At 41.5% G+C, this 20182-nt stretch carries 19 protein-coding genes and 1 CRISPR repeat array (1 of these 20 cut by a window edge); of the genes, 11 read left to right on the forward strand and 8 right to left on the reverse strand.

The genetic code is table 11. The features are described 5' to 3' along the window. Positions 1-109 precede the first annotated feature (109 nt). Complete coding sequence (locus ANME2D_RS01245) at positions 110-1408, forward strand: MgtC/SapB family protein (RefSeq protein ID WP_081810072.1); 1299 nt, start codon at positions 110-112, stop codon at positions 1406-1408. A gap of 22 nt (positions 1409-1430) precedes the next feature. Continuing rightward, a complete protein-coding gene (locus ANME2D_RS01250; RefSeq protein ID WP_048088448.1) occupies positions 1431-2258 on the forward strand; it encodes an SDH family Clp fold serine proteinase in 828 nt (275 codons plus the stop codon). On the opposite strand, the gene ANME2D_RS01255 is transcribed toward ANME2D_RS01250, so the two are convergent. From ANME2D_RS01255 to ANME2D_RS01265, 3 genes are all read right to left on the reverse strand, one after another. After that, entirely contained in the window at positions 2245-3330 is a 1086-nt protein-coding gene (locus tag ANME2D_RS01255; RefSeq protein ID WP_048088450.1) for a hypothetical protein, read from the reverse strand. The two genes, ANME2D_RS01250 and ANME2D_RS01255, sit on opposite strands and share 14 nt — an antisense overlap. Before the next feature lie 38 nt (positions 3331-3368). Beyond that, positions 3369-3569: a hypothetical protein gene (locus ANME2D_RS01260; protein ID WP_048088452.1), complete on the reverse strand. Its 201-nt coding sequence runs from the start codon at positions 3567-3569 to the stop codon at positions 3369-3371. A gap of 115 nt (positions 3570-3684) precedes the next feature. Beyond that, positions 3685-4119 (reverse strand): flavodoxin domain-containing protein, encoded by a 435-nt coding sequence (locus ANME2D_RS01265; RefSeq protein WP_048088456.1) that lies wholly within the window; start codon positions 4117-4119, stop codon positions 3685-3687. Positions 4120-4240: 121 nt separating this feature from the next. Between ANME2D_RS01265 and ANME2D_RS01270 the strand changes: the two genes are divergently transcribed. After that, on the forward strand, positions 4241-4705 hold the full coding sequence (locus tag ANME2D_RS01270) for a YbhB/YbcL family Raf kinase inhibitor-like protein (protein ID WP_048088457.1): 465 nt from the start codon (positions 4241-4243) through the stop codon (positions 4703-4705). Between the two features lie 13 nt (positions 4706-4718). On the opposite strand, the gene ANME2D_RS01275 is transcribed toward ANME2D_RS01270, so the two are convergent. Genes ANME2D_RS01275 through ANME2D_RS01295 form a run of 5 tightly spaced genes read right to left on the reverse strand, consistent with a single transcriptional unit; the run spans position 4719 to position 7694 of the window. Next, positions 4719-5273 (reverse strand): 2-oxoacid:acceptor oxidoreductase family protein, encoded by a 555-nt coding sequence (locus ANME2D_RS01275; RefSeq protein ID WP_048088458.1) that lies wholly within the window; start codon positions 5271-5273, stop codon positions 4719-4721. Continuing rightward, positions 5273-6103 (reverse strand): 2-oxoacid:ferredoxin oxidoreductase subunit beta, encoded by an 831-nt coding sequence (locus tag ANME2D_RS01280; RefSeq protein ID WP_048088459.1) that lies wholly within the window; start codon positions 6101-6103, stop codon positions 5273-5275. Before ANME2D_RS01280 ends, ANME2D_RS01275 begins: the two co-directional genes overlap by 1 nt. Next, the gene (locus ANME2D_RS01285; protein WP_048088460.1) at positions 6100-7230 is read right to left on the reverse strand and encodes a 2-oxoacid:acceptor oxidoreductase subunit alpha; all 1131 of its coding nucleotides are present in this window, start codon (positions 7228-7230) and stop codon (positions 6100-6102) included. Before ANME2D_RS01285 ends, ANME2D_RS01280 begins: the two co-directional genes overlap by 4 nt. Then, the gene (locus ANME2D_RS01290) at positions 7214-7504 is read right to left on the reverse strand and encodes a 4Fe-4S dicluster domain-containing protein (RefSeq protein ID WP_048088463.1); all 291 of its coding nucleotides are present in this window, start codon (positions 7502-7504) and stop codon (positions 7214-7216) included. Before ANME2D_RS01290 ends, ANME2D_RS01285 begins: the two co-directional genes overlap by 17 nt. Position 7505: 1 nt before the next feature. Beyond that, entirely contained in the window at positions 7506-7694 is a 189-nt protein-coding gene (locus ANME2D_RS01295; protein WP_048088465.1) for a citrate/2-methylcitrate synthase, read from the reverse strand. A gap of 743 nt (positions 7695-8437) precedes the next feature. On the opposite strand from ANME2D_RS01295, the gene ANME2D_RS18785 reads away from it, so the two are divergent. The 8 genes from ANME2D_RS18785 (at position 8438) to ANME2D_RS01330 (ending at position 16158) form a co-directional block, all read left to right on the forward strand. After that, positions 8438-8572 carry a hypothetical protein gene (locus tag ANME2D_RS18785; RefSeq protein WP_277812893.1) on the forward strand — a complete coding sequence of 45 codons (135 nt, stop codon included), beginning with the start codon at positions 8438-8440 and terminating at the stop codon, positions 8570-8572. Beyond that, entirely contained in the window at positions 8572-10113 is a 1542-nt protein-coding gene (locus tag ANME2D_RS01300) for a hypothetical protein (RefSeq protein WP_052368501.1), read from the forward strand. Before ANME2D_RS18785 ends, ANME2D_RS01300 begins: the two co-directional genes overlap by 1 nt. Beyond that, complete coding sequence (gene cas7i, locus ANME2D_RS01305; protein ID WP_048088466.1) at positions 10106-11032, forward strand: type I-B CRISPR-associated protein Cas7/Cst2/DevR; 927 nt, start codon at positions 10106-10108, stop codon at positions 11030-11032. Before ANME2D_RS01300 ends, cas7i begins: the two co-directional genes overlap by 8 nt. Further along, positions 11029-11688, forward strand: a complete 660-nt coding sequence (gene cas5, locus ANME2D_RS01310) for a CRISPR-associated protein Cas5 (RefSeq protein WP_081810074.1) — start codon at positions 11029-11031, stop codon at positions 11686-11688. The genes cas7i and cas5 overlap by 4 nt, the downstream gene beginning before the upstream one ends. Beyond that, entirely contained in the window at positions 11676-12404 is a 729-nt protein-coding gene (locus tag ANME2D_RS01315) for a hypothetical protein (RefSeq protein WP_048088469.1), read from the forward strand. The genes cas5 and ANME2D_RS01315 overlap by 13 nt, the downstream gene beginning before the upstream one ends. Before the next feature lie 6 nt (positions 12405-12410). Continuing rightward, positions 12411-14912, forward strand: a complete 2502-nt coding sequence (locus ANME2D_RS01320) for a CRISPR-associated helicase/endonuclease Cas3 (RefSeq protein ID WP_048088471.1) — start codon at positions 12411-12413, stop codon at positions 14910-14912. 283 nt (positions 14913-15195) lie between these two features. Beyond that, entirely contained in the window at positions 15196-15735 is a 540-nt protein-coding gene (locus tag ANME2D_RS01325) for a nucleotidyltransferase domain-containing protein (protein ID WP_048088473.1), read from the forward strand. Then, positions 15736-16158 (forward strand): HEPN domain-containing protein, encoded by a 423-nt coding sequence (locus tag ANME2D_RS01330; protein ID WP_048088475.1) that lies wholly within the window; start codon positions 15736-15738, stop codon positions 16156-16158. A 365-nt stretch (positions 16159-16523) separates the two neighbouring features. Next, positions 16524-20182: direct repeats of the CRISPR family, unit length 30 nt; unit sequence GTTAAAATCAGACCTTAGAGGGATTGAAAC (it continues 587 nt past the right edge of the window).

The raw sequence follows: 20182 nt of genomic DNA on the forward strand, positions 1-20182 counted from the left end.
TATAGACGATTGACACTACCTCTATAGTAGGCCGCAAAACTTTCCATAAAATATACAGAAATACTATGATTATAATATATAAAAATAAAATTATTAACAACTCCTATCAATGACTGACCCGGTACCACAATTTCTAAGCAATATGGACGTGACGATAGAATTCTTTCAAAAACTAGCTCTGGCTACGCTTATAGGTATTCTTATCGGCATCGAAAGAGAGCACAGACGTCCTGAAGGAATAGAACTGATCGCGGGGGTTCGTACATTTACCATGGCCAGCATAGCAGGAATGATCTCATCGTATCTGGCACAGACCGTCCATACAGGGATCATATTGATAACACTTGTATTCTTTGCTATTATATCAGCAATATACGCATATGTAAAAAATGCGATACTGAAACAGCCAGGTATAACAGGCCCGATCGCGCTTTTCTGTACATACCTGCTGGGTATTTTTATAGCCTATGAATTTTATCTCATCGCAATAGCGATAGCAGTCATTATGACCCTTCTGCTTGCTGAAAAACGCCCGCTTCATTCATTCGCCACAAACCTGGCGGACGATGAGATCCAGAGCGCAGTCCGATTTCTGGCTGTTGTTTTCATACTGTACCCGATAACTCCGGATGAGCTATTCATGGGGGTCATTAATCCAAGATGGATCCTCAGGGTTGTGATAATAGTGGCGACCATCAGTTTCATCAGTTTTATTATAATGAAACAGATGGGGGCGAGCTACGGGCTTCCCCTCTCAGGTATGCTGGGTGGGCTCGTGAACAGTGAAGCAACTACCGGCGCAGTTGCAGGCATGGTCAAGAAAAGAAATGAACTGGTAACATCGGGCTATATCGGGATTATACTATCCAATGCTGCTATGCTGATTAGAAATCTGCTCATAGCATTTATAGTGGATCCAAGCGGCAGGGTGCTGTTATTGATGGCACCTCCTCAACTGATCATTACATCCTTTGCCATAGCTGCTGTAATAAGATCAGAAAATAACACGCCTGTGAGCGAGACCATAAAACTTGAGTCGCCATTTGCGCTATCTTCTGCAATAAAATTCGCCTTTGGTTTTGCAGCATTATCCATAATCTCAACATTCGCTAACATGTGGGCCGGTGCTGCAGGTGTCTATGCCACAGCACTTGGAGGTTTAATCAGCAGCGCTGTGGTAACTGCATCGGCTACAACACTTGCAGTGAGTGATCTAGTTCCCCACAGCACAGCAGCTTTGACCGCAGTCATGGCAAGTATTGTAAGCACAGGGAGTAAGATATTGCTCGTAAAATGGGCAGGCCCTTCTGAGCTTTCGGGATTAATAAAGAGGACGTTCACATATTTTATAATACTCGGCACTGCTATTCTCATAATATGGGGAATTTATATAAGCTATACTTATTAATCAGGAGAACTATGGTTAATATATGGTTGACCTGAATACAACAGACATTTTGATTATTTTAGGTATAATTATCTTCTTATATGTGCTGATGTACCCTCAGTTCCAGATTGCGTCAGCGCGAAGAAAGAGGCTCAGGAAGATCGGAGAAATGGAGGAGGGATGGGGCACAAAGGTTCTCACTATGATACACCGAAAGGAGGCTATCTCCATGTTTGGCGTACCTGTGTACCAGTATATAGATGTAGAGGATGCTGAGGAGATCCTGAGAGGAATCCGAAGCGCCGGGGATAAACCGGTTGACCTTATCCTTCATACACCAGGGGGCCAGCTCCATGCCTCTATACAGATAGCGAGGGCATTAAAAGACCATAATGCTAAAACACGTGTTTTCATTCCGCATTATTCCATGTCTGGCGGTACAATCATAGCTCTTGCAGCAGATGAGATCATAATGGACAAAGATGCATCCCTTGGACCCATAGACCCGCAGATAGGTGACTTCCTGAGGGGTGTTTTTCCAGCACCCTCATGGCTGCATGTGGCAGCAAAAAAAGGGCTTGAAGCTGATGATGCAACTCTTGTTATTGGTGATATCTCTGAGAAAGCATTGAATTTCATGAGAACAGCAGCAAATGAGCTGCTCGATGGCAAATTCGCTGATAAGGAGAAACAAAAACAGGTTGTTGAGAAATTGATAGGTGGCGAGATGATACATAGCCAGCCCATCTCGGCAAAATATGCCCGGGCTCTTGGACTTCCTGTCTCCACAGAACTTCCCCGGCAGGTTCATGAGCTAATGAGATATTACCGGGCTGCAAAGTCGAATGTTGAATACCTCATGCAGGAATAAGAACAGCGTTTGGATTATTGTATCTCTCTGGCTTTTCCCGTCCAAGGATCTTTAAAGCAACATCATAGTTGTTCTGCATTATCCTGTTCTTCTGGGCAAACGGCTTTATTTTATCAAGCAATGGAGTGATATCGATATCTCCTATTGTAATACCCTGAAGAGATGCCTCTTCTTTTTTAAAGGCATTCAAAAAGGCAGAGTAGTGCATAGGCCCGCAGAATATCACAATATCTGAATAATCTGATTGCGTGGTCAGCATATGTAAGCCTTCAATGATGTTTGAGAGTTTCATTCTATCTTCTTTTATCTTATAATCCAGAAACCTCTCATACGAGGATACGAATTCCAGTGCCTGTTCATTCAAGCTTTTGATAATATAACCCTTGGTATTGAACTTAAGCATACGCTCAAGCCGGATTAAGAGCTCATTATAGAACTTCTCGGTCTCCTCGTATGAAATAGCTGCCTGCTTTACATGCATCGGGCTGTACCAGATATGCCCTGGAGTTTCCCTGAATGCAGCTATTTCGTTAATCGCCCTTGCTGTCTGTAATGTGAATTCGCTATCCTTATCAAAGACATCCTCATACACAGGGATGAGTTCTTCCCTGGTTTTAATATCCTGTCCATAGAACACAACACTTAAAGGAAGGTTATCTTTACTCTCAATAAGTCTTATCTTCTTATCAAGAATCTCGTTCATATAAATACAGTATATGGTCTCCAGGGGTCTGCTGGCGCTTGCCGGTATCTGATAATACTCAGACCAGAACTGCAGGGGTGATATAAGTCTTTTATTGTATTTGTTCTCAAGCTCAACAAAGCTAACTGATATATCAAGAAAAACTGCCTGAGGGTTAATAATGTCAAGCAAACGCATAGTCTCAAAATGGGCATCATCCACGCTCACCAGGGCACGCTGCGAGCTCTCAGGGAACAACTTGCCAAGTTTAAAGGGATACTCAAGATGGTTATGCAGTGTGGACTCACCAAGACTACTAAGCCAATCCCTAACAGCTACATCGTGTATCCCAAATATGCTTATAGAGGGTACCAGGAACAGCTCTGTCATCAATGAGATATTGCCCTGAATTCATAGATCAATAATGGTCATGCTTTTTTATCCGCTCTATCCACTGCCTTTTGTAGCACTGTTTTAATCTCATATCTAATATCAACCCCCGCGGAATTATCAAGGTACAGGAGCCCTTCTTTTATCTTATTTTTATCTGGCGAATCTCGTTTAAGCTCTGATATGGCATTTATTAACATATCAATATCCTGCTTTTGCTCTGCTGTACCTGTTATCATTACAAACGAATCGCCCTGCCTCTCTAACCGTACTATACTCTCACCTTCAGGATATTCATCTATCAGTTGGTTCTACTGCATGGTAGATATAATTTTGGTTAGCCCCTGTATTTTCCTACTTAGCTTTTAGTCTGATTGCAATATCCTTTCCCAGTCGTTTGCATTCCTCAAGGTCTTTATCAGTAGGGGTGTACTGGATACGCAGTACAGGGTCAATGACTTTCATACCGATCTCACGCATCTTCTCTGCGATCATCACAGGCGCCTCACCGCTCCACCCATAGGAGCCGAAAGCTGCCCCTATCTTTTCTTTTACATCTTCTCTGGCAAGGTTTTCTATAAATTTCTCCATAGGAGGCAGCATCTTATAATAGAAAGTCGAAGAGCCTATGGCAATGGCATCAGCAGATCTGAGATCTTCTATATCTGCTTCATGAAAATTTACGGCCAGAGCTTCAACATTCCTTGACCTGACTCCTTCTGCTATGGCATCTGCCATAGCCTTTGTATTACCTGATGTACTGAGATATACTATAACTACTTTTGGCATATTCTCCCACCTTTTCATATTGAGATTGTCATATCGGTATTGCTTTAAAAACCTTTCTCTTAGCGCTACCCTGGCTCGAAAACTATAACTACAATATGTAACAAAAAGTTCCTGGGATAACATGGATAACATATCAATCACATCAGAGGAGTTTGGGGAAGGGGAGACCATACCTGCTGAATACACCTGTGATGACAGGAATATATCACCCTCGCTGACATGGAGCGGAATACCAGCAGGTACGAAGAGCATTGCGTTGATCATGGACGATCCTGATGCCCCGCGCGGAACGTTCGTTCACTGGGTGCTCTATGGTGTTCCGCCAGAAACGCAAGGACTGCCTGAAGCAGTACCAAAAAACAAGACGTTGAGTGATGGAAGCCGGCAGGGAACTACGGACTTCAGGAAGATAGGATACGGTGGACCATGCCCTCCACCTGGCAAACCGCACAGGTATTATTTCAGGGTGTACGCCCTGGACACAAAGCTTGACCTGCCTCCAGGAATATCCAGGGCAGATCTTGAGAATGCAATGAAAGGGCACATACTTGCAAAAGGCGAACTTATGGGCAGATACGGACGATAGAATTCATGAGCCTTTAGCATGTATAATATTTATCGATATTTTTCTTCAATTTTCGGCCCATACTGAGCCCATTTTTCATTGCTTTTATATTTATTGGCAGCAGATCTTCCCTGATACGTTCTGCAAGTGCCTTCTCAAGGCATGACGGTTTGATTATATCTATAAGTTCTATGATTGTTCCAAGTGCTACCACATTGGCCGTGACCGCTGCACCAATCTGGGTAGCTATTGTTGTAAAAGGGACGCTGTAGTGCCGCATGGGCGGTCGGTGTATGACCTGGCTTGAGTCTACGATCAGCATACCTTCATCCTTCAGTTCTGGCAGATAGGTATCGCACGATTCCTGATTCATTGTCAGCAATACATCCAGCCTGCCAGGCATTGGAAAATCGATTGGTTCATCATCGATCACCAGGTTTGATCTGCTGGCACCGCCTCTGGCCTCAGGTCCATAGCTGCTTGTCAGGGTTACGTTCTTTCCATCTTTAACAGCAGCCTGAGCCAGCAGCACTCCGGCCAGTATCAGACCCTGGCCTCCTGAGCCAGAGAGACTGATATTAAATCTCACTATACCTCACCGCCTGCCTTTTTGATGATCTCTTTATATCGATCTATATATCCGGGTTCATCCAGGTCTACCATCACACCGATGGGAAAACGCTCACCAGCCTCACCGGGCGGTATCTCTTTGAACGCTGCAACTGGAACAGCATGGTCCCTGTACCACTGCAGCATATCCACAGGACCCCCCTGTATGTTGCGTCTTCCGTACTGGACAGGGCACTGGGCCATGGCCTCAACAACACTGAAACCTCTCCTGCTAATCGCCTTCTCTATTAGAGGGTCAAGCATATTGGCGCGGTATGTCGTGCCCCTTGCTACGAAAGATGCACCGCATGCCTCCACCAGCTTGCAGATATCAAACGGCTTCTCTATATTCCCGTACTGAGCCGTACTTGCCTTTTTATCCATAGGGGTAGTGGGAGAGTACTGGCCGCCTGTCATGCCGTATATGTTATTGTTGATGATAAGTGCGGTAATATCTATATTCCTGCGGCATGCATGTATCAGGTGGTTGCCACCTATGGCTGTTGCATCGCCGTCTCCCATGACCACTATAACGGTAAGCTCTGGCCTGGCAAGTTTTATGCCTGCGGCGAACGCCAGCGCCCGCCCGTGTGTAGTGTGAAGTGTATTAAAGTCAAGGTATGTACTCATCCTGCCAGAGCAGCCGATACCGCTGACAAGTACGATATCATCCTTGGAAAGCCCTTTCTTATCAATAGCCCTTACCAGTGCGCCCATCACTATACCTATACCGCAGCCAGGGCACCATACATGGGGAAATTTCTTGTTCGGCCGCAGGTATTTATATACTGTCTCTGAAGTCCGCATCATATCGTGACCTCTTTTATCTTTTTCATAATCTCATCCGGTGTTATGAGCTCACCATCAACCCTGGTGACACGCACAACCTTTTTATGGCAGGCCTTGAGCACTTCGCCGTACACCTGACCGTAGTTCATCTCAGGTACCACGAACACCTTCACCTTCCTGCCGATGTCCTCAAGATTGAAGCGGGGAAAAGGCCACAGTGTTATCGGTCTTAGCATTCCTGCTTTGATACCCTCCTGCCTTGCCATGTTCACTGCCTCCCTGGCTGATCTTGCCACACTGCCATATGCGACTATGCATATATCGGCATCATCCAGCAGGTATTTCTCTATCCTGATGATATCATGCAGGTTGTTCTTGATCTTGTAGATGATCTTCTTAAGACATGCGTTTACCTCATCAGGGACAAGTGTTGGAAAACCCAGTGCATCGTGCACAAGCCCTGTCACATGGTACCTGTACCCTTCGCCGAATGGAACAAGAGGGACGATCTCGCCGCCAGGGATATCATCATACGGACGGTACCATATAGGGGGTACAGTTGGTTTTGGTCTGTTAATGATCTCCAGTTTCTCAGGGATCTTGATGTTCTCCGACATATGCCCCATGATACCGTCCATGAGCACTATCACAGGTGTACGGTATTTCTCTGAGAGGTTGAAGGCATGAACTGTCAGGGTATAACATTCAAGCACTGAGCCAGGGGATAATACGATGGCGGGATGATCCCCGTGTGTGCCCCATCTGCTCTGCATTACATCCCCCTGGCTTGCCCTTGTGGGCATCCCTGTGCTTGGGCCTCCTCTCATAACGTTGACCACAACGCAGGGAACCTCTGCCATAGCGGCAAATCCCAGGTTTTCCTGCATCAGCGAGAAACCAGGCCCGCTTGTAGCTGTCATTGACTTCGCCCCTGCCAGGCTTGCACCTATTATGGCTGCTATGCTGGCGATCTCATCCTCCATCTGGATGAATATCCCGCCGACCTTCGGCAGTTCAATAGAGAGCAGTTCAGCGATCTCTGTGCTTGGCGTGATTGGATATCCTGCATAGAACCTCATGCCTGCGGCCAGGGCACCAAGTGCGCAGGCTTCATTGCCCTGGAGCAGGACATCATTTCGCTTCTTCATGTTCTGCCTCCTCATCTTTGTCTTTATCTTTATCTTTTTTCCTCAGGGTTATGGCATAATCCGGACAGTGTATATCGCACATCCCGCACAGGATGCAGTCCTCCGGGCGGGCTGCGTACGGGTAGCCCTCAGGACCACGCTCAAGTACCTTCTTTGGACAGATTGCGATGCAGATTCCGCATTTTTTACACCAGCTTGAGAAGAGGTGCACAGGGTCCTTGTTTTTCTTATTTTCAGATGACCCATTACTGCCTGTATTTACCTTGCCATTCATATTATCTCTCACCGTGTTCTATTTCTGTTCCTCTATAGGTACGTATATATATATGCGTACACAGCCCTGAGATCTCAGATAAATCAAACCATTTCCTATTTCCAGTCCTTTCTGCCAGTTCCTCTGAGATACCATGGAGTATCCTGGCGCGCGGGTCCATAGTCCTGTAGATTGCATGATCCATGCCCATTATCCGCTCTCATGCATCTGAGGGTGAGGCAATATCTTCATACGGTTGTTAATATTTTACAGTTAGCTGCTTTTGCTTGCTATTAGTTCGTATTTGAACGAACAAAAATATATAGTTTACGCATGACCTGGGACCATCCGCCAAATCCTTATAACTTTTGCATTAGTTTAAGCATTATTCAATGTCTCAGTAACTCTTTCCCATGATGCTTTCAGGAAATTATAAACCGCAGATGAACGCGGATAAACGCACCGAGTCGCGCCTCGGTAGGGCGCATCCACGTCGACTGTTACGCCAGTCGATTACGTATCCACGTATTGCTTCGCAATACGTGTGTGCGTCCTCAAGGGGCGCAACCCTTGATACGTGTCCATGCGTCACGGCGAGCATGACGCCGATAGGAGGAACCATCGGATATTTAAAAAGAGGTTGCTATGGGCTTGATGGACAACCTCAGGATTATGCAACTACAGACGAGCACAGATTAATCCTCATCCCCGGGCAGCAGTCAATATACAAAAATTATCAAACATTTATCTGCGTTCATCGGCGTTTATCTGCGGTTCTTTACTTACTGTTATTTAAGCACTTAACTATAGATGATTTCCAGGGGGAGCAACAGAGATAAATAGTTTAATTAACGTTAGAATCTACTATCTCATGATCAGCATAATGATCTGATAGAACAGAAGGAGGATGAACGGTATATGACAGCGGTGGCCTGCTCTAACTCTGGTGCACGGATGGATTGCACCGGAGCGATACTGTATCTTGATTCTCATGGCTTTTTGCCTGGCACGGCCAGGGCGCCGCCGTTCATGGAGGAGGCGATAGGGGAGGCGAAGAGGGGGATGGGGAGGAGGGAAGGGAGGAAGTGATGGAGATAAAACTGCCTATACTCAATGACGTGTGGATGGATAATGCGGTTGAGACGCTCTATAGAATATTGAGAGAGACACAGAATAGTAGTTTCAGTGTAAAGATTGACAACAATTCTCTGATAATAACTGTGACAGATTTCGATAAATTCAAAGAATCTGTTGGTATTGCGGTGAAAAACAGAAGATCAAATCTTATTGCGATAAACGAGGACAAGAATTTAGGTGAAAAGAAAGAGGTAAAGAAGGATTATATCCTTATCCAAGAAGGGGCAAAGGTCAGTGGAAAAGTAGCGTTTAAGGAAGAATTATACAATGAAAAAAGCACTGCCGAAACTATTAAAGAAATATTTGACTTGATTTCAAAAGAAGGGACGCGCAACTGCATCATCTGCGGAAGACAATTCTTCAAGCCTATGAAAAAACTTCAGCAAGCTGCCTATCCCTTTGTTACAAAGATAAAAAGCCTTAGTGGGGTAAGAAGTTACAAGGACGGTGAGGTTTACTCATTTAAAGAATACTTTGAGGATCTCTGCCCTACCTGTTATCTAACAGGAATCTCCGAGTGGTTAGATGATGGAATAATTTATCGCACAGTCCCTGGTGAAAAGTCCACATTGTTTTTACCCCGGTTTAACAGCCTAGAGGGGCTGGCAAAATTCAAAGATTCGTATCGTTCACTTCTAAATAAAAGTTCGCGATATCGCAACATACGGGTTAAAGAAGGCAGTGAAGAAACAGAAAATCCATCAGGTTCTTTTAGCACTTTGCTTTGCTTCTATGAGAAATTCTTCTTTGGTGTTGACAAGAAAGAGGTAATTGGAAAATCATGGGCAATGATGGAAGTGCCATTCGGCGCGGTTAAAAATATCAAGCTCAATGTTATCGATCTTACAGAATCAATTTTGCTAATTATCAAAGAACTCTCTGAAGATAAGATAAGCATCTACAAAGGGATAATCACCGAGATTTTTTTCTTCTATGATAATACGAAAGGCGCTCCAGTAGACTGGGACTTAACAGGAGAGATTAGAGAGAATCTCTCAGAATCTATACTGAGAGACGATTTTCGTTCTTTTGCAAAAAACCTTCTTCCAAGGAAGGGTGGCCATGTAGGCTATTCTAATGATACCAGACTGAATTTGGAATATTTAATATATATATGGAGATTAAAAGGTATGGGACTAGATGAAGAGAATTTAAAAATTATTAAGTCCGCTGGTAGAACAATTGCAGCGGCTTCGAAAAATCATCGAAATCTTTTATATAAGTTGGATAAGGCGAAAGATAAAAATGCTTTATTGGATGCACTGCGACAGATTAGTCGGAGAATAGCGGGATTAAAAGTGGAAGAAAAAGATAAATTCAGGGGATTTATTTATCCCCCCGCTCTTGAGGACATTGTTTTACTATTAGAGAGACATGAATCTGATAGCAAGTTCATTGAGGATCTAAAAAATACTTTGGTGATCTTCTCCTGCGTCGAATTTTCTAGATTAGACTATATCGGGGAAAAAAAGGAAGGTGTGGTAAATGAGTGAACTTAAAGGATTAAATGTTGTGTGGCTTTCAGAAACGGATTTGACGAATCTCAATGCCGGCGAAGGCGAGAGCAACTTAATAGATGTTAAGAAATATAAAAAAGATGGTATCGAATACCCATATGTAAGCGGGCAAGCGATGAGATTTTATCTCAAAGAATCGATGAGACGGAGCTTAGAGGATAAAGAGTACATGTGCATCTCTGATGGTCAAGGGGAAACATGTGGAGAAATAAGGAAATGCATAATGTGTGATCTTTTTGGGTTTATGACAACCGAAAAAGGAAAAGGTGCTAAAACAAGGATTTCTCCAGTAAAAGTTTCGCCAGCAATAGGGTTGCTACCATTTGATGAGAATGCAGCAAGTGGTGGAACGGATTTTCTTACAAGGCGGCATAGAGTTTCTGAAGGCAAAAAGATGGAGGGCGATATTGTTAACGTTGAGATAGGCACAAATATCTACAAAGGAGGGATTTCTATTGATATGGTGCGCGTTGGCGGCGATGAAAAGGTAGACGAAGGTAAAAGAACCGTATCTATAGAAAATTTTGTGGATACTTCTGAGAAAAAGAAGCGAGTAAAGAAAACCCTCGAAGCCATTAGATATATCGCCGATTATTCAAAGCAGGCACGGCTTTTAACAGATTTTTCACCAGACATAATTGCTATTTCGTTACAAAACAGATATTCGCATAGACTACAGAAACTTTTTGAACTTAATAACGGAAGAGAACTGAATATCCAGCGGTTGAACGAGATACTGGACGACGTTTCAAACTACAGTGATGAAATACTATTCGGCATGGTTTCTGGCATAGTTAAAAACGAGGCTGAAGTGAAAAAAGCAGTTGAGGCAAAAGGTATCAAGGTAAAAACTCCAAGCGAAGTGATTAATGAGGCGATAAATCTGGTGGAATGATGCTTGGTTTGAAGTTCAGACTCGAAGGACTGTATTTCACCACTTTTAGAAAGCCTACTTCAACGAGCCTTATAATAAGTTATTCGATCCCCCCTTATACTACTATCCGGGGATTGATAGCGAATGCTTCAGGTTTGAAAAGAGACGACTACTCAGTTCAGGATTGGGTGAGAATAGGAATAAAACCGCTCAACTTTTCAGATAGATCAAGGGAAATGGCAAAAATGCTGAAGCTAAAGGGTACTGGTGAAACGCATCAGAAAATTTTTCCATCGTCACCAATGTTCAAAGAATTTCTGGTATCGCCATCCTATGAGATATACATAGCAGGAGAGGATGATAAAATAAATCGTATTTACAATGCGCTATTCCAGCCAGCTAGATCCTTGTATATTGGAGCTTCGGATGATCTTGCAGATATTGAACTATCAAAACCTGTGGAAATCGAAGAAGTTAATGCAAAAGAAATTTATGGAGTAATCGAAGGTGTCCATGAAAATTGTCTGTTAGAGAACATACCTTACAAATTCTTCAAAAAAGGCAAAGATTTTGCACTGGAATATAAGACTGTATCAATACCGCAAAGCGATACTCTGAGCTTAAGTGAAGATGTTAAATGTTGGCGATTTGATGGGGATAATATATGGCTGGTGTAACTCATAGTGTTGATGAGGTAATAGAAATAGATAAACTATTTAATTTATTAGATATACCTGTTGACGGCGAATCATCAATAAGTGATGGGGATCTTTCCTACAATTTCTATACTATCTCTAATTTAGAGAATGAAGAAAAGGATATTTTAATTAGTATTGGATTTAAAGAATTTAAACAAAGTATTTTTTTCATTGAAACTAAGGAACTCCGAACTATAGAAGTATTACAGTATTTATTACCTATATATCAGAAGAAGGAAATCGAGTATTGGGACGAAATTATCGAAAAACTCGTGAGTATTAATGAAAAAAAGATTGTTTTTACTCCAACATCAAAACAATTAAGAATAACCTCTAAGTGGAAAGGTAAATTATCTCAAAATGAAGATGAATTTAGGAGTTTAGTTTCGGATTTATGTCTTCTTTTCAGAGACAGTTGCAAGAAAAACAACAATACATATAAAATTAATGAAAAATGTCTTTCGCATGAGTTTTGGAAAATAATTGGAAATCTACGAAATTACTATTATTCTCATGACCCCGAACAATGGGGTGAAGATGCTGTTAAGGAATTTTCTGAAAAAGCAAAATTAGGTTATGAATATTTGTTTTCATCTCCAACAGTTAAAAAATCACCTATAGATTTCATAAATGCGCAGTTTAAACTTTTGGTTAAATGCATTGATTTTTTAGATGCTGTGTCAACGGATGTTTAGGTGACAATGATCGCGAAAGCCTATCCATTACAAACCCCAAAATACTTTCAAACTTTAAAGGGCCATACTACTGATGCTCTTAAAATCCTCAAGGCATACATTGAAAATAATTCAGAAATAATCACACAATTCTGTGACCGATGGCAGTTGAATAAGGAATCCTTCTTAAAAAGCCTCTTTATCACAGTTTATCTTCACGATATTGGAAAATTGACAAAGCAATTCCAAGAAAACATCAGGAACGGAAGGTCTTCTCAGAAATATCCACATGCTTTTTATGGGCAGTTTATTTTAAACGAGATTGATTTTCCAAGTTTTCTTGACGTGCCCATTGAAAAAGCAGCAATATTGGGACATCACACACAACTATATTCACAGTTGTATGCAGGAGATGAGGGATTTAATAACCCGGCATTTCTTGAAAAGGACATAAGCACATTTGTTGAATATTCAAAGGATATCTATATTGAACTTGGTTTTGATAAGTGGTTTTTATTCGAAGGATTGAACATTAAATCATTACCAGAAGCGAGAAAATTCTGGGGAGTATTGAGAGATTCTCGCAATAACTTGATAAGAGAGACTTCTTCATTTGAAGAGAAAAAGAGGTTGAAATCGATTTTCTGTTATATATTCTCCATCCTTGAAACATGTGATGATTATTCAAGCGCCGAGTTTTCAGAATTTATAAGTGGATATAGCGGTAGCGATAGTGAATTTGATTCTATTATGGAAGAACCGATTAAATATGTTCCACGACTGTATGTTGATAATCTATATGAGAAGGTTCTGGGTAAAAACATACCCTACGATTATCAGAAGGATGAGCCAGAAAAACTCTGCGGAGAGGTTCCATTTTATAGTTTACTTTTTGCTCCATGTGGAAGGGGAAAAACTGAGACTGCTCTTATCTGGGCTTTAAAAGCTATGAGAAAATACCAAAGGAATAAAATTGTTTTTGCCATGCCGACACAGATTACAAGCAATGCAATGTGGGAAAGATTTTGTGAATTATTCGGTGAAGGGGAGATAAAAAAAGAAAAAATTGAGTCTGGAAAAAAGTATGTTGGGTTATTTCATGGAAAGAGCTTCATAAAGTTAAAAGGGGAAAAAGAGAGAGAAAAAGAAGATAATGAAGACTTAACTACCGAAGATTTAGATGAAGTCAGAGGAGAAAATTTCAAAGGTAACGTATTCTTTAAACCGATTACTGTTACAACGATTGACCATTTGATTTATTCTTTCGTTCATGGATTCTCACAGGCGGATTTCACTTTAGGTAATCTCCAGAATGCGGTTATAGTATTCGATGAGGTGCATTATTATGAAAAGAACCTCGATGACCACAATAAATCTACCTTAGATCATCTTGCAACCTTATTCCAGATTTTAAAAGAAATGAAAATACCAAATCTACTAATGTCAGGTACTTTACCTGATTTCTTTGTAAAGGAAGTAAAACAAATAAACTCAGAATATATGGGACCATATACCGACAGTGATGGATTGTTTTTTGAACCTTTCAAACTCGACATATCAAAGAAAAAGTTAGTAACAAAAGAGGCATTAAACAAAGAAATTATTGATGAGATTATTGAAAATTATCATAAAGGTTTGGTACAGTTCATCATACTGAATACTATTGAAAGAAGTAAATCTATTTATGATGTATTAATAACCCATTTGCTCCAGTCTGAAGAGCATGAAAGGATAATCCTTCATCATTCTCAGTTTACTTATAAAGACCGTGCAGATAAAGAAAGAGACATTTTAGAGCGATTAAATAAAGAAAAATTAAGACCATTTATACTTGTTGCCACACAGGTTATTGAAATAAGTCTTGATATTTCATGCGATATAATGTATACAGAGCTTGCGCCTGGAGATGCTCTGGGACAGCGCGGTGGCAGGCTTAATAGAAAAGGACAGACATGGATTTCAAACGACTTCGAGTATACAATGAAGATTTTTCTGCCCGAAGAATTTGATCAGGACAAACCCAAAAAAAGCCCGTATGATTCAATTCTCCTTAAAAAAACACTCGAAGTTATAGAAGATGGACCTTGTTCATACTTCAAATTGAAAAAAATATGTGATGAAGTATATTCGTCATACAAACTAATTACACCAACCTCTCTAAGGATTGTTTTCAACGATTGCAGCATCTTTGGTCATTCACCTAAAGAAATAAACTTCGGAGACGAAGAAAAGGGTAGATTAATCCAAATCCGAAGCGATGAAGTCCAGAAAATCGATATCATACCTTGGGAATATTATGCTGAAGATGATCGCAATTTAATTGTGGAAAATCAGGCAAAAGTTCCTATATGGTGGTACAAACAAGATGAAAAGGAGCACGGAGAATTATATTGTTTCAAAAGCATATCTAAAAAAATTGGCAGAAAAGAGAAATATTATTGGATAACCAGAATACCTTACTCTAAACAAAAAGGATTCAACTTTAAAAAGCCCCTTGATTGTCCTCCCCCTCCGCCAGTAATTATTTAGTTTCTTTTAGCAACATCTCCCATATTTCTACCCCCAAACTCAATTCCACCCCACAGTAATAGACTCAAGCGCTGCACTGCACTCAATGAAAAACCGCTCCTTCATTTTACCCTATGACACAGCGCCGCCCCTCCCGCACGCTCCCTCCGCCCCGCCTCCACGCCCTCAACCCCCGCCATGAACCCAAAGATCACAAAGCGCAGCCTTTGCGGACTCTGCGCTCCTGTAGGTATGATCTACCCTGCCTCAACCCTTAAATAGCTTAGTTCACATAAATGAACATATGTTCGAAATAATGAACATATTCTCAAAGCCATCCCTCCAGATAATCCTGTATCTCGGCAGACGGTACCGCGAGGGTTACTACGTCCGCGAGCTATCAAGAAAACTTAACATTGGGCTCGGGTCTGCAAGCCAGAGCCTGAGAAAACTGGAAAAAGCGGGGCTTGTTGTAAAAGAAAATAAGGGCAGACTTGTAATATACAGGGCAAACATGGAAAATTTTATTCTCAGGCAGTTAAAGATCCTGTTCACGCTTCTGGAAATAAATCCATTGATGCCGCCCCTTAAAGATGTATCTTCAAGAATAATACTATTCGGAAGTTGCTCAACCGGAGAAGATACAGAAAAGAGCGATATAGACATTTTCATAGAATCAAATGATAAAAAAAGAGCTTCAGAGCTTGTTGAAAGCTGCCAGAAAAAAATCGACCGTAAGATTTCTCCCATTATAATGGATTCATATGAATTCAGGAGCCTCCAGACAAAAGACAAACCACTTTACGAAAGGATTAACATGGGAAAAGTAATCCATGAGACATAAATGAAATATCAGTTTGAACAATGTCTCGGCAAAGGTAAGGTTGTAAAAATCGAACGAGATCATGATCTGATATCAAAAGAAATCAACGAAGCGGAAAATGATCTAAAATCAAGTGAAATGTCCATGAAAGAAGGTAATTTCAAATGGGCGATAATACAGGCATATTACTCCATGTTTCATTCATTCAGAGCCCTTTTATTCAGTAAAGGTTACAGAGAGAAGAGTCATACATGTTTGAAATATGCAATAGAATCTCTCTTTGTGGATAATGGTTTGCTGGATAACAGTCTTGTCCAGGATTTTGGCTATGCGATGAAGATGCGTGAAGGGGCAGATTATGGCTATGTATATAATGAAGATTCTGCGCAAGAACTGATAAACACAGCAAATAAAATTTATGAAGTTGCAAATCGGTTGGTATAATTTTATTTGCTTAATATTCTGGATGAATATCGCCACCCTTCTTCGTGCGCTCCCCTGCCCCGCCTCCACGCCCTCAACCCCCGCCATGAATCCAAAGACTGCAAAGTGCAGCCGAATCTTTGCGTACTTTGCGCGCTTTGCGGTGGGGCTTTTGTATTCAAATTTTGACGAAAACGTGCAAAAAAGTCGTGGATCTTTATAAAGGCAATACCAAACCTGACATCCACGATAAAAAGTTCCTTTTTACCAAAGGTTTTTGTGGAATGAGTTCGATTAAGATTTGAGGAAAAAACGATAGTGATTCCTATAAAATTGCTTTGAGAAACACCAGTGAATTAAGTCAAAAATGGGCTCAAAAAAGCTTGGTTAAAATCAGACCTTAGAGGGATTGAAACTCCTTAATACAACCTGCAGAGCTTATACGAGCTAACTGTTAAAATCAGACCTTAGAGGGATTGAAACGCAGCAGAATAAGTCCGTACAGCTCTAGCATGATAATGTTAAAATCAGACCTTAGAGGGATTGAAACAAATCTACTCCCACCATCAGGGTACTGATAGGCAAAGTTAAAATCAGACCTTAGAGGGATTGAAACTTGTATTTTGATTGCATATATTTCATTTTATTATGATGTTAAAATCAGACCTTAGAGGGATTGAAACAGTTCTGGCGCAGCGGCACAGGCTACAGCCCCGATATGTTAAAATCAGACCTTAGAGGGATTGAAACAGGCCTTGACTGTCTAAAGAGTGCTGTAATTCATCTGGTTAAAATCAGACCTTAGAGGGATTGAAACCGATCTCGGCGCTTCGAAGATCACGATCAATATACATGTTAAAATCAGACCTTAGAGGGATTGAAACGAGAAAATGGAGAATGGATTCCTGGGAGTGGGGAAAGTTAAAATCAGACCTTAGAGGGATTGAAACGGTTGTCTTGTTGTACTATATGTCATCCCTCCATACGGTTAAAATCAGACCTTAGAGGGATTGAAACTAGACAAGCGCATATACCCGCACCTGTTCAGGCACAGGTTAAAATCAGACCTTAGAGGGATTGAAACAATATCCCGCTAAGCTCTCCGCTATTGATTTTGCTTGGTTAAAATCAGACCTTAGAGGGATTGAAACTCGAAGGAGAATCAAAGACATGATAGAAAGCATAGAGTTAAAATCAGACCTTAGAGGGATTGAAACATCAGACTGCGGGACAATTCGAGTTTGTCAGCGCGGGCAAGTTAAAATCAGACCTTAGAGGGATTGAAACGTGTCACCTCTCCTACTCCCTGCTCTTAAATCGATTGGTTAAAATCAGACCTTAGAGGGATTGAAACTGGGAGAGGGCACCCATTACTGGAAAGTGAGACCTTACAGTTAAAATCAGACCTTAGAGGGATTGAAACAATTACCCCATTCCTGAACAGCGCCTACACTATTGAGTTAAAATCAGACCTTAGAGGGATTGAAACGATATACGCGAAAGAATACAAAATGAGCTTAAACGGGTTAAAATCAGACCTTAGAGGGATTGAAACTTCTTCTTTAGTCCACTGATCCATCGACGGGGAATCGTTAAAATCAGACCTTAGAGGGATTGAAACGAGCATTATACGAGGGTGACGCCACAAAAAACGAAGTTAAAATCAGACCTTAGAGGGATTGAAACATACGGGATTATACAGATGAGGATTTAGACCGTGAATGTTAAAATCAGACCTTAGAGGGATTGAAACTGAGTACATCTTACAGGGTGTAACAATGTCAATCACCGCAGCGTTAAAATCAGACCTTAGAGGGATTGAAACTAAGCCCCGAAGATGCCAGCAGCGCACTTATAAAAAGTTAAAATCAGACCTTAGAGGGATTGAAACATATTTAACCTCAATTATGTACCTAGTTGTTAAACTCGTTAAAATCAGACCTTAGAGGGATTGAAACTCTAAATAAGCTACAAATACGTTTGACGTGCCAGCTGTTAAAATCAGACCTTAGAGGGATTGAAACCTTTCCGTATAAGGCATTGCCCAGTTTTTTTGTGAGGTTAAAATCAGACCTTAGAGGGATTGAAACCAGGCTGTATAAGGGACGGTCTCGCCCGCTTAAAGCGTTAAAATCAGACCTTAGAGGGATTGAAACATCCTACGATGATATACAACATTAGTTCGATTGTCTTGTTAAAATCAGACCTTAGAGGGATTGAAACAAAATGCTTTGCTGTACTATAGTACATGATGTACCTGTTAAAATCAGACCTTAGAGGGATTGAAACAATTACCCGTCATACATAACGTTACTGCAACTTGCAGTTAAAATCAGACCTTAGAGGGATTGAAACTGCTGTGAAAACCGCCCTTATTAATCTCTTCTGGGTTAAAATCAGACCTTAGAGGGATTGAAACGCGGACTATATCTATCCTGGGTGGCAAGGGTAGCGGGAGTTAAAATCAGACCTTAGAGGGATTGAAACTAAGGATTGTTGGGCGGCATACATGAGGGCATACAGGGTTAAAATCAGACCTTAGAGGGATTGAAACCATCATGACGAATGCAGCCCCTAAGCCAATTTGCTCGGTTAAAATCAGACCTTAGAGGGATTGAAACTCGCCAGACCAATCATTTATATCCAGAACAAAAACGGCGTTAAAATCAGACCTTAGAGGGATTGAAACGTCAGAATCTGCTGGCCTGCATCACTTGCGTCTGGAAGTTAAAATCAGACCTTAGAGGGATTGAAACATAAGAGAGTGTGGCCGCCTGGCCTGTGTCTATGCTCTGTTAAAATCAGACCTTAGAGGGATTGAAACGCAGATTCTGACAGGGCAGATCATAGAGCGGGTCATAGTTAAAATCAGACCTTAGAGGGATTGAAACGAAAATCCCCATCACAATTGCAGCAATACTGATCGTAAGTTAAAATCAGACCTTAGAGGGATTGAAACTACAAAGCTAAATGACGCAGAAGAAAAGGCAACAGGAGTTAAAATCAGACCTTAGAGGGATTGAAACTTGTTATCGCTTCATTTACACATTGTATTTGGCTTTGTTAAAATCAGACCTTAGAGGGATTGAAACTACTCACCTCACAGCCCCTCGTCCTCTTCCCTCACCGTTAAAATCAGACCTTAGAGGGATTGAAACTCGGATGAGTACCAAACATCGTTCGCATACCCGCCCGTTAAAATCAGACCTTAGAGGGATTGAAACGTCTATTGTCTCTTTCTGTGAGGGAGTTAGCTCTTGCGTTAAAATCAGACCTTAGAGGGATTGAAACGTAGCCCATAAACGCCTTATATCAACCCTGGTAACTGTTAAAATCAGACCTTAGAGGGATTGAAACTTAAATCACCTCTTTTTTACATGCTTTGTTTTTTTCGTTAAAATCAGACCTTAGAGGGATTGAAACGGCTCTGATCGATGTAGCACTCAGGCTCGCAGATGTACACCAGCTCGTTAAAATCAGACCTTAGAGGGATTGAAACCGGTATTAAGGGCCGCGAGTGATCCAGCCACTACGGCGTTAAAATCAGACCTTAGAGGGATTGAAACTGAAATGGTAGAGGTCAGGAGGTGATAGCACGGAAATGTTAAAATCAGACCTTAGAGGGATTGAAACTAGGGGCCTGCCTGGGTCCCATAGATCCAGGAACAGGTTAAAATCAGACCTTAGAGGGATTGAAACGGGGCTGCAGGGCAGCACGCTAAAATGCAACTTCTGTTAAAATCAGACCTTAGAGGGATTGAAACAATATTATTAGTGCGTTAGGATCTCCTGCAAATAAAGGTTAAAATCAGACCTTAGAGGGATTGAAACCAGAAAAAACAAGCGTTACCTAACTTTCCCGCATACGTTAAAATCAGACCTTAGAGGGATTGAAACATGTCTGCACCGCCTTAAGCTACCATGCTAAGATACAGTTAAAATCAGACCTTAGAGGGATTGAAACTAGTGGCCGCCTCCAAACCTGTTTTGCCCTGCAAGCAGTTAAAATCAGACCTTAGAGGGATTGAAACAGAGAGAAAGCAGA

It is taken from the genome of Candidatus Methanoperedens nitratireducens (genome assembly GCF_000685155.1).
GTDB classification, from domain to species: domain Archaea; phylum Halobacteriota; class Methanosarcinia; order Methanosarcinales; family Methanoperedenaceae; genus Methanoperedens; species Methanoperedens nitratireducens.

Coding starts and splice junctions, on each gene's coding strand:
- ANME2D_RS01245 (WP_081810072.1), top strand. CDS start 110: ATGACTGACCCGGTACCACAATTTCTAAGCAATATGGACGTGACGATA.
- ANME2D_RS01250 (WP_048088448.1), top strand. CDS start 1,431: ATGGTTGACCTGAATACAACAGACATTTTGATTATTTTAGGTATAATT.
- ANME2D_RS01255 (WP_048088450.1), bottom strand. CDS start 3,330: ATGACAGAGCTGTTCCTGGTACCCTCTATAAGCATATTTGGGATACAC.
- ANME2D_RS01260 (WP_048088452.1), bottom strand. CDS start 3,569: ATGATAACAGGTACAGCAGAGCAAAAGCAGGATATTGATATGTTAATA.
- ANME2D_RS01265 (WP_048088456.1), bottom strand. CDS start 4,119: ATGCCAAAAGTAGTTATAGTATATCTCAGTACATCAGGTAATACAAAG.
- ANME2D_RS01270 (WP_048088457.1), top strand. CDS start 4,241: ATGGATAACATATCAATCACATCAGAGGAGTTTGGGGAAGGGGAGACC.
- ANME2D_RS01280 (WP_048088459.1), bottom strand. CDS start 6,103: ATGATGCGGACTTCAGAGACAGTATATAAATACCTGCGGCCGAACAAG.
- ANME2D_RS01285 (WP_048088460.1), bottom strand. CDS start 7,230: ATGAAGAAGCGAAATGATGTCCTGCTCCAGGGCAATGAAGCCTGCGCA.
- ANME2D_RS01290 (WP_048088463.1), bottom strand. CDS start 7,504: ATGAATGGCAAGGTAAATACAGGCAGTAATGGGTCATCTGAAAATAAG.
- ANME2D_RS01295 (WP_048088465.1), bottom strand. CDS start 7,694: ATGGGCATGGATCATGCAATCTACAGGACTATGGACCCGCGCGCCAGG.
- ANME2D_RS18785 (WP_277812893.1), top strand. CDS start 8,438: ATGGATTGCACCGGAGCGATACTGTATCTTGATTCTCATGGCTTTTTG.
- ANME2D_RS01300 (WP_052368501.1), top strand. CDS start 8,572: ATGGAGATAAAACTGCCTATACTCAATGACGTGTGGATGGATAATGCG.
- cas7i (WP_048088466.1), top strand. CDS start 10,106: ATGAGTGAACTTAAAGGATTAAATGTTGTGTGGCTTTCAGAAACGGAT.
- cas5 (WP_081810074.1), top strand. CDS start 11,029: ATGATGCTTGGTTTGAAGTTCAGACTCGAAGGACTGTATTTCACCACT.
- ANME2D_RS01315 (WP_048088469.1), top strand. CDS start 11,676: ATGGCTGGTGTAACTCATAGTGTTGATGAGGTAATAGAAATAGATAAA.
- ANME2D_RS01320 (WP_048088471.1), top strand. CDS start 12,411: ATGATCGCGAAAGCCTATCCATTACAAACCCCAAAATACTTTCAAACT.
- ANME2D_RS01325 (WP_048088473.1), top strand. CDS start 15,196: ATGTTCGAAATAATGAACATATTCTCAAAGCCATCCCTCCAGATAATC.
- ANME2D_RS01330 (WP_048088475.1), top strand. CDS start 15,736: ATGAAATATCAGTTTGAACAATGTCTCGGCAAAGGTAAGGTTGTAAAA.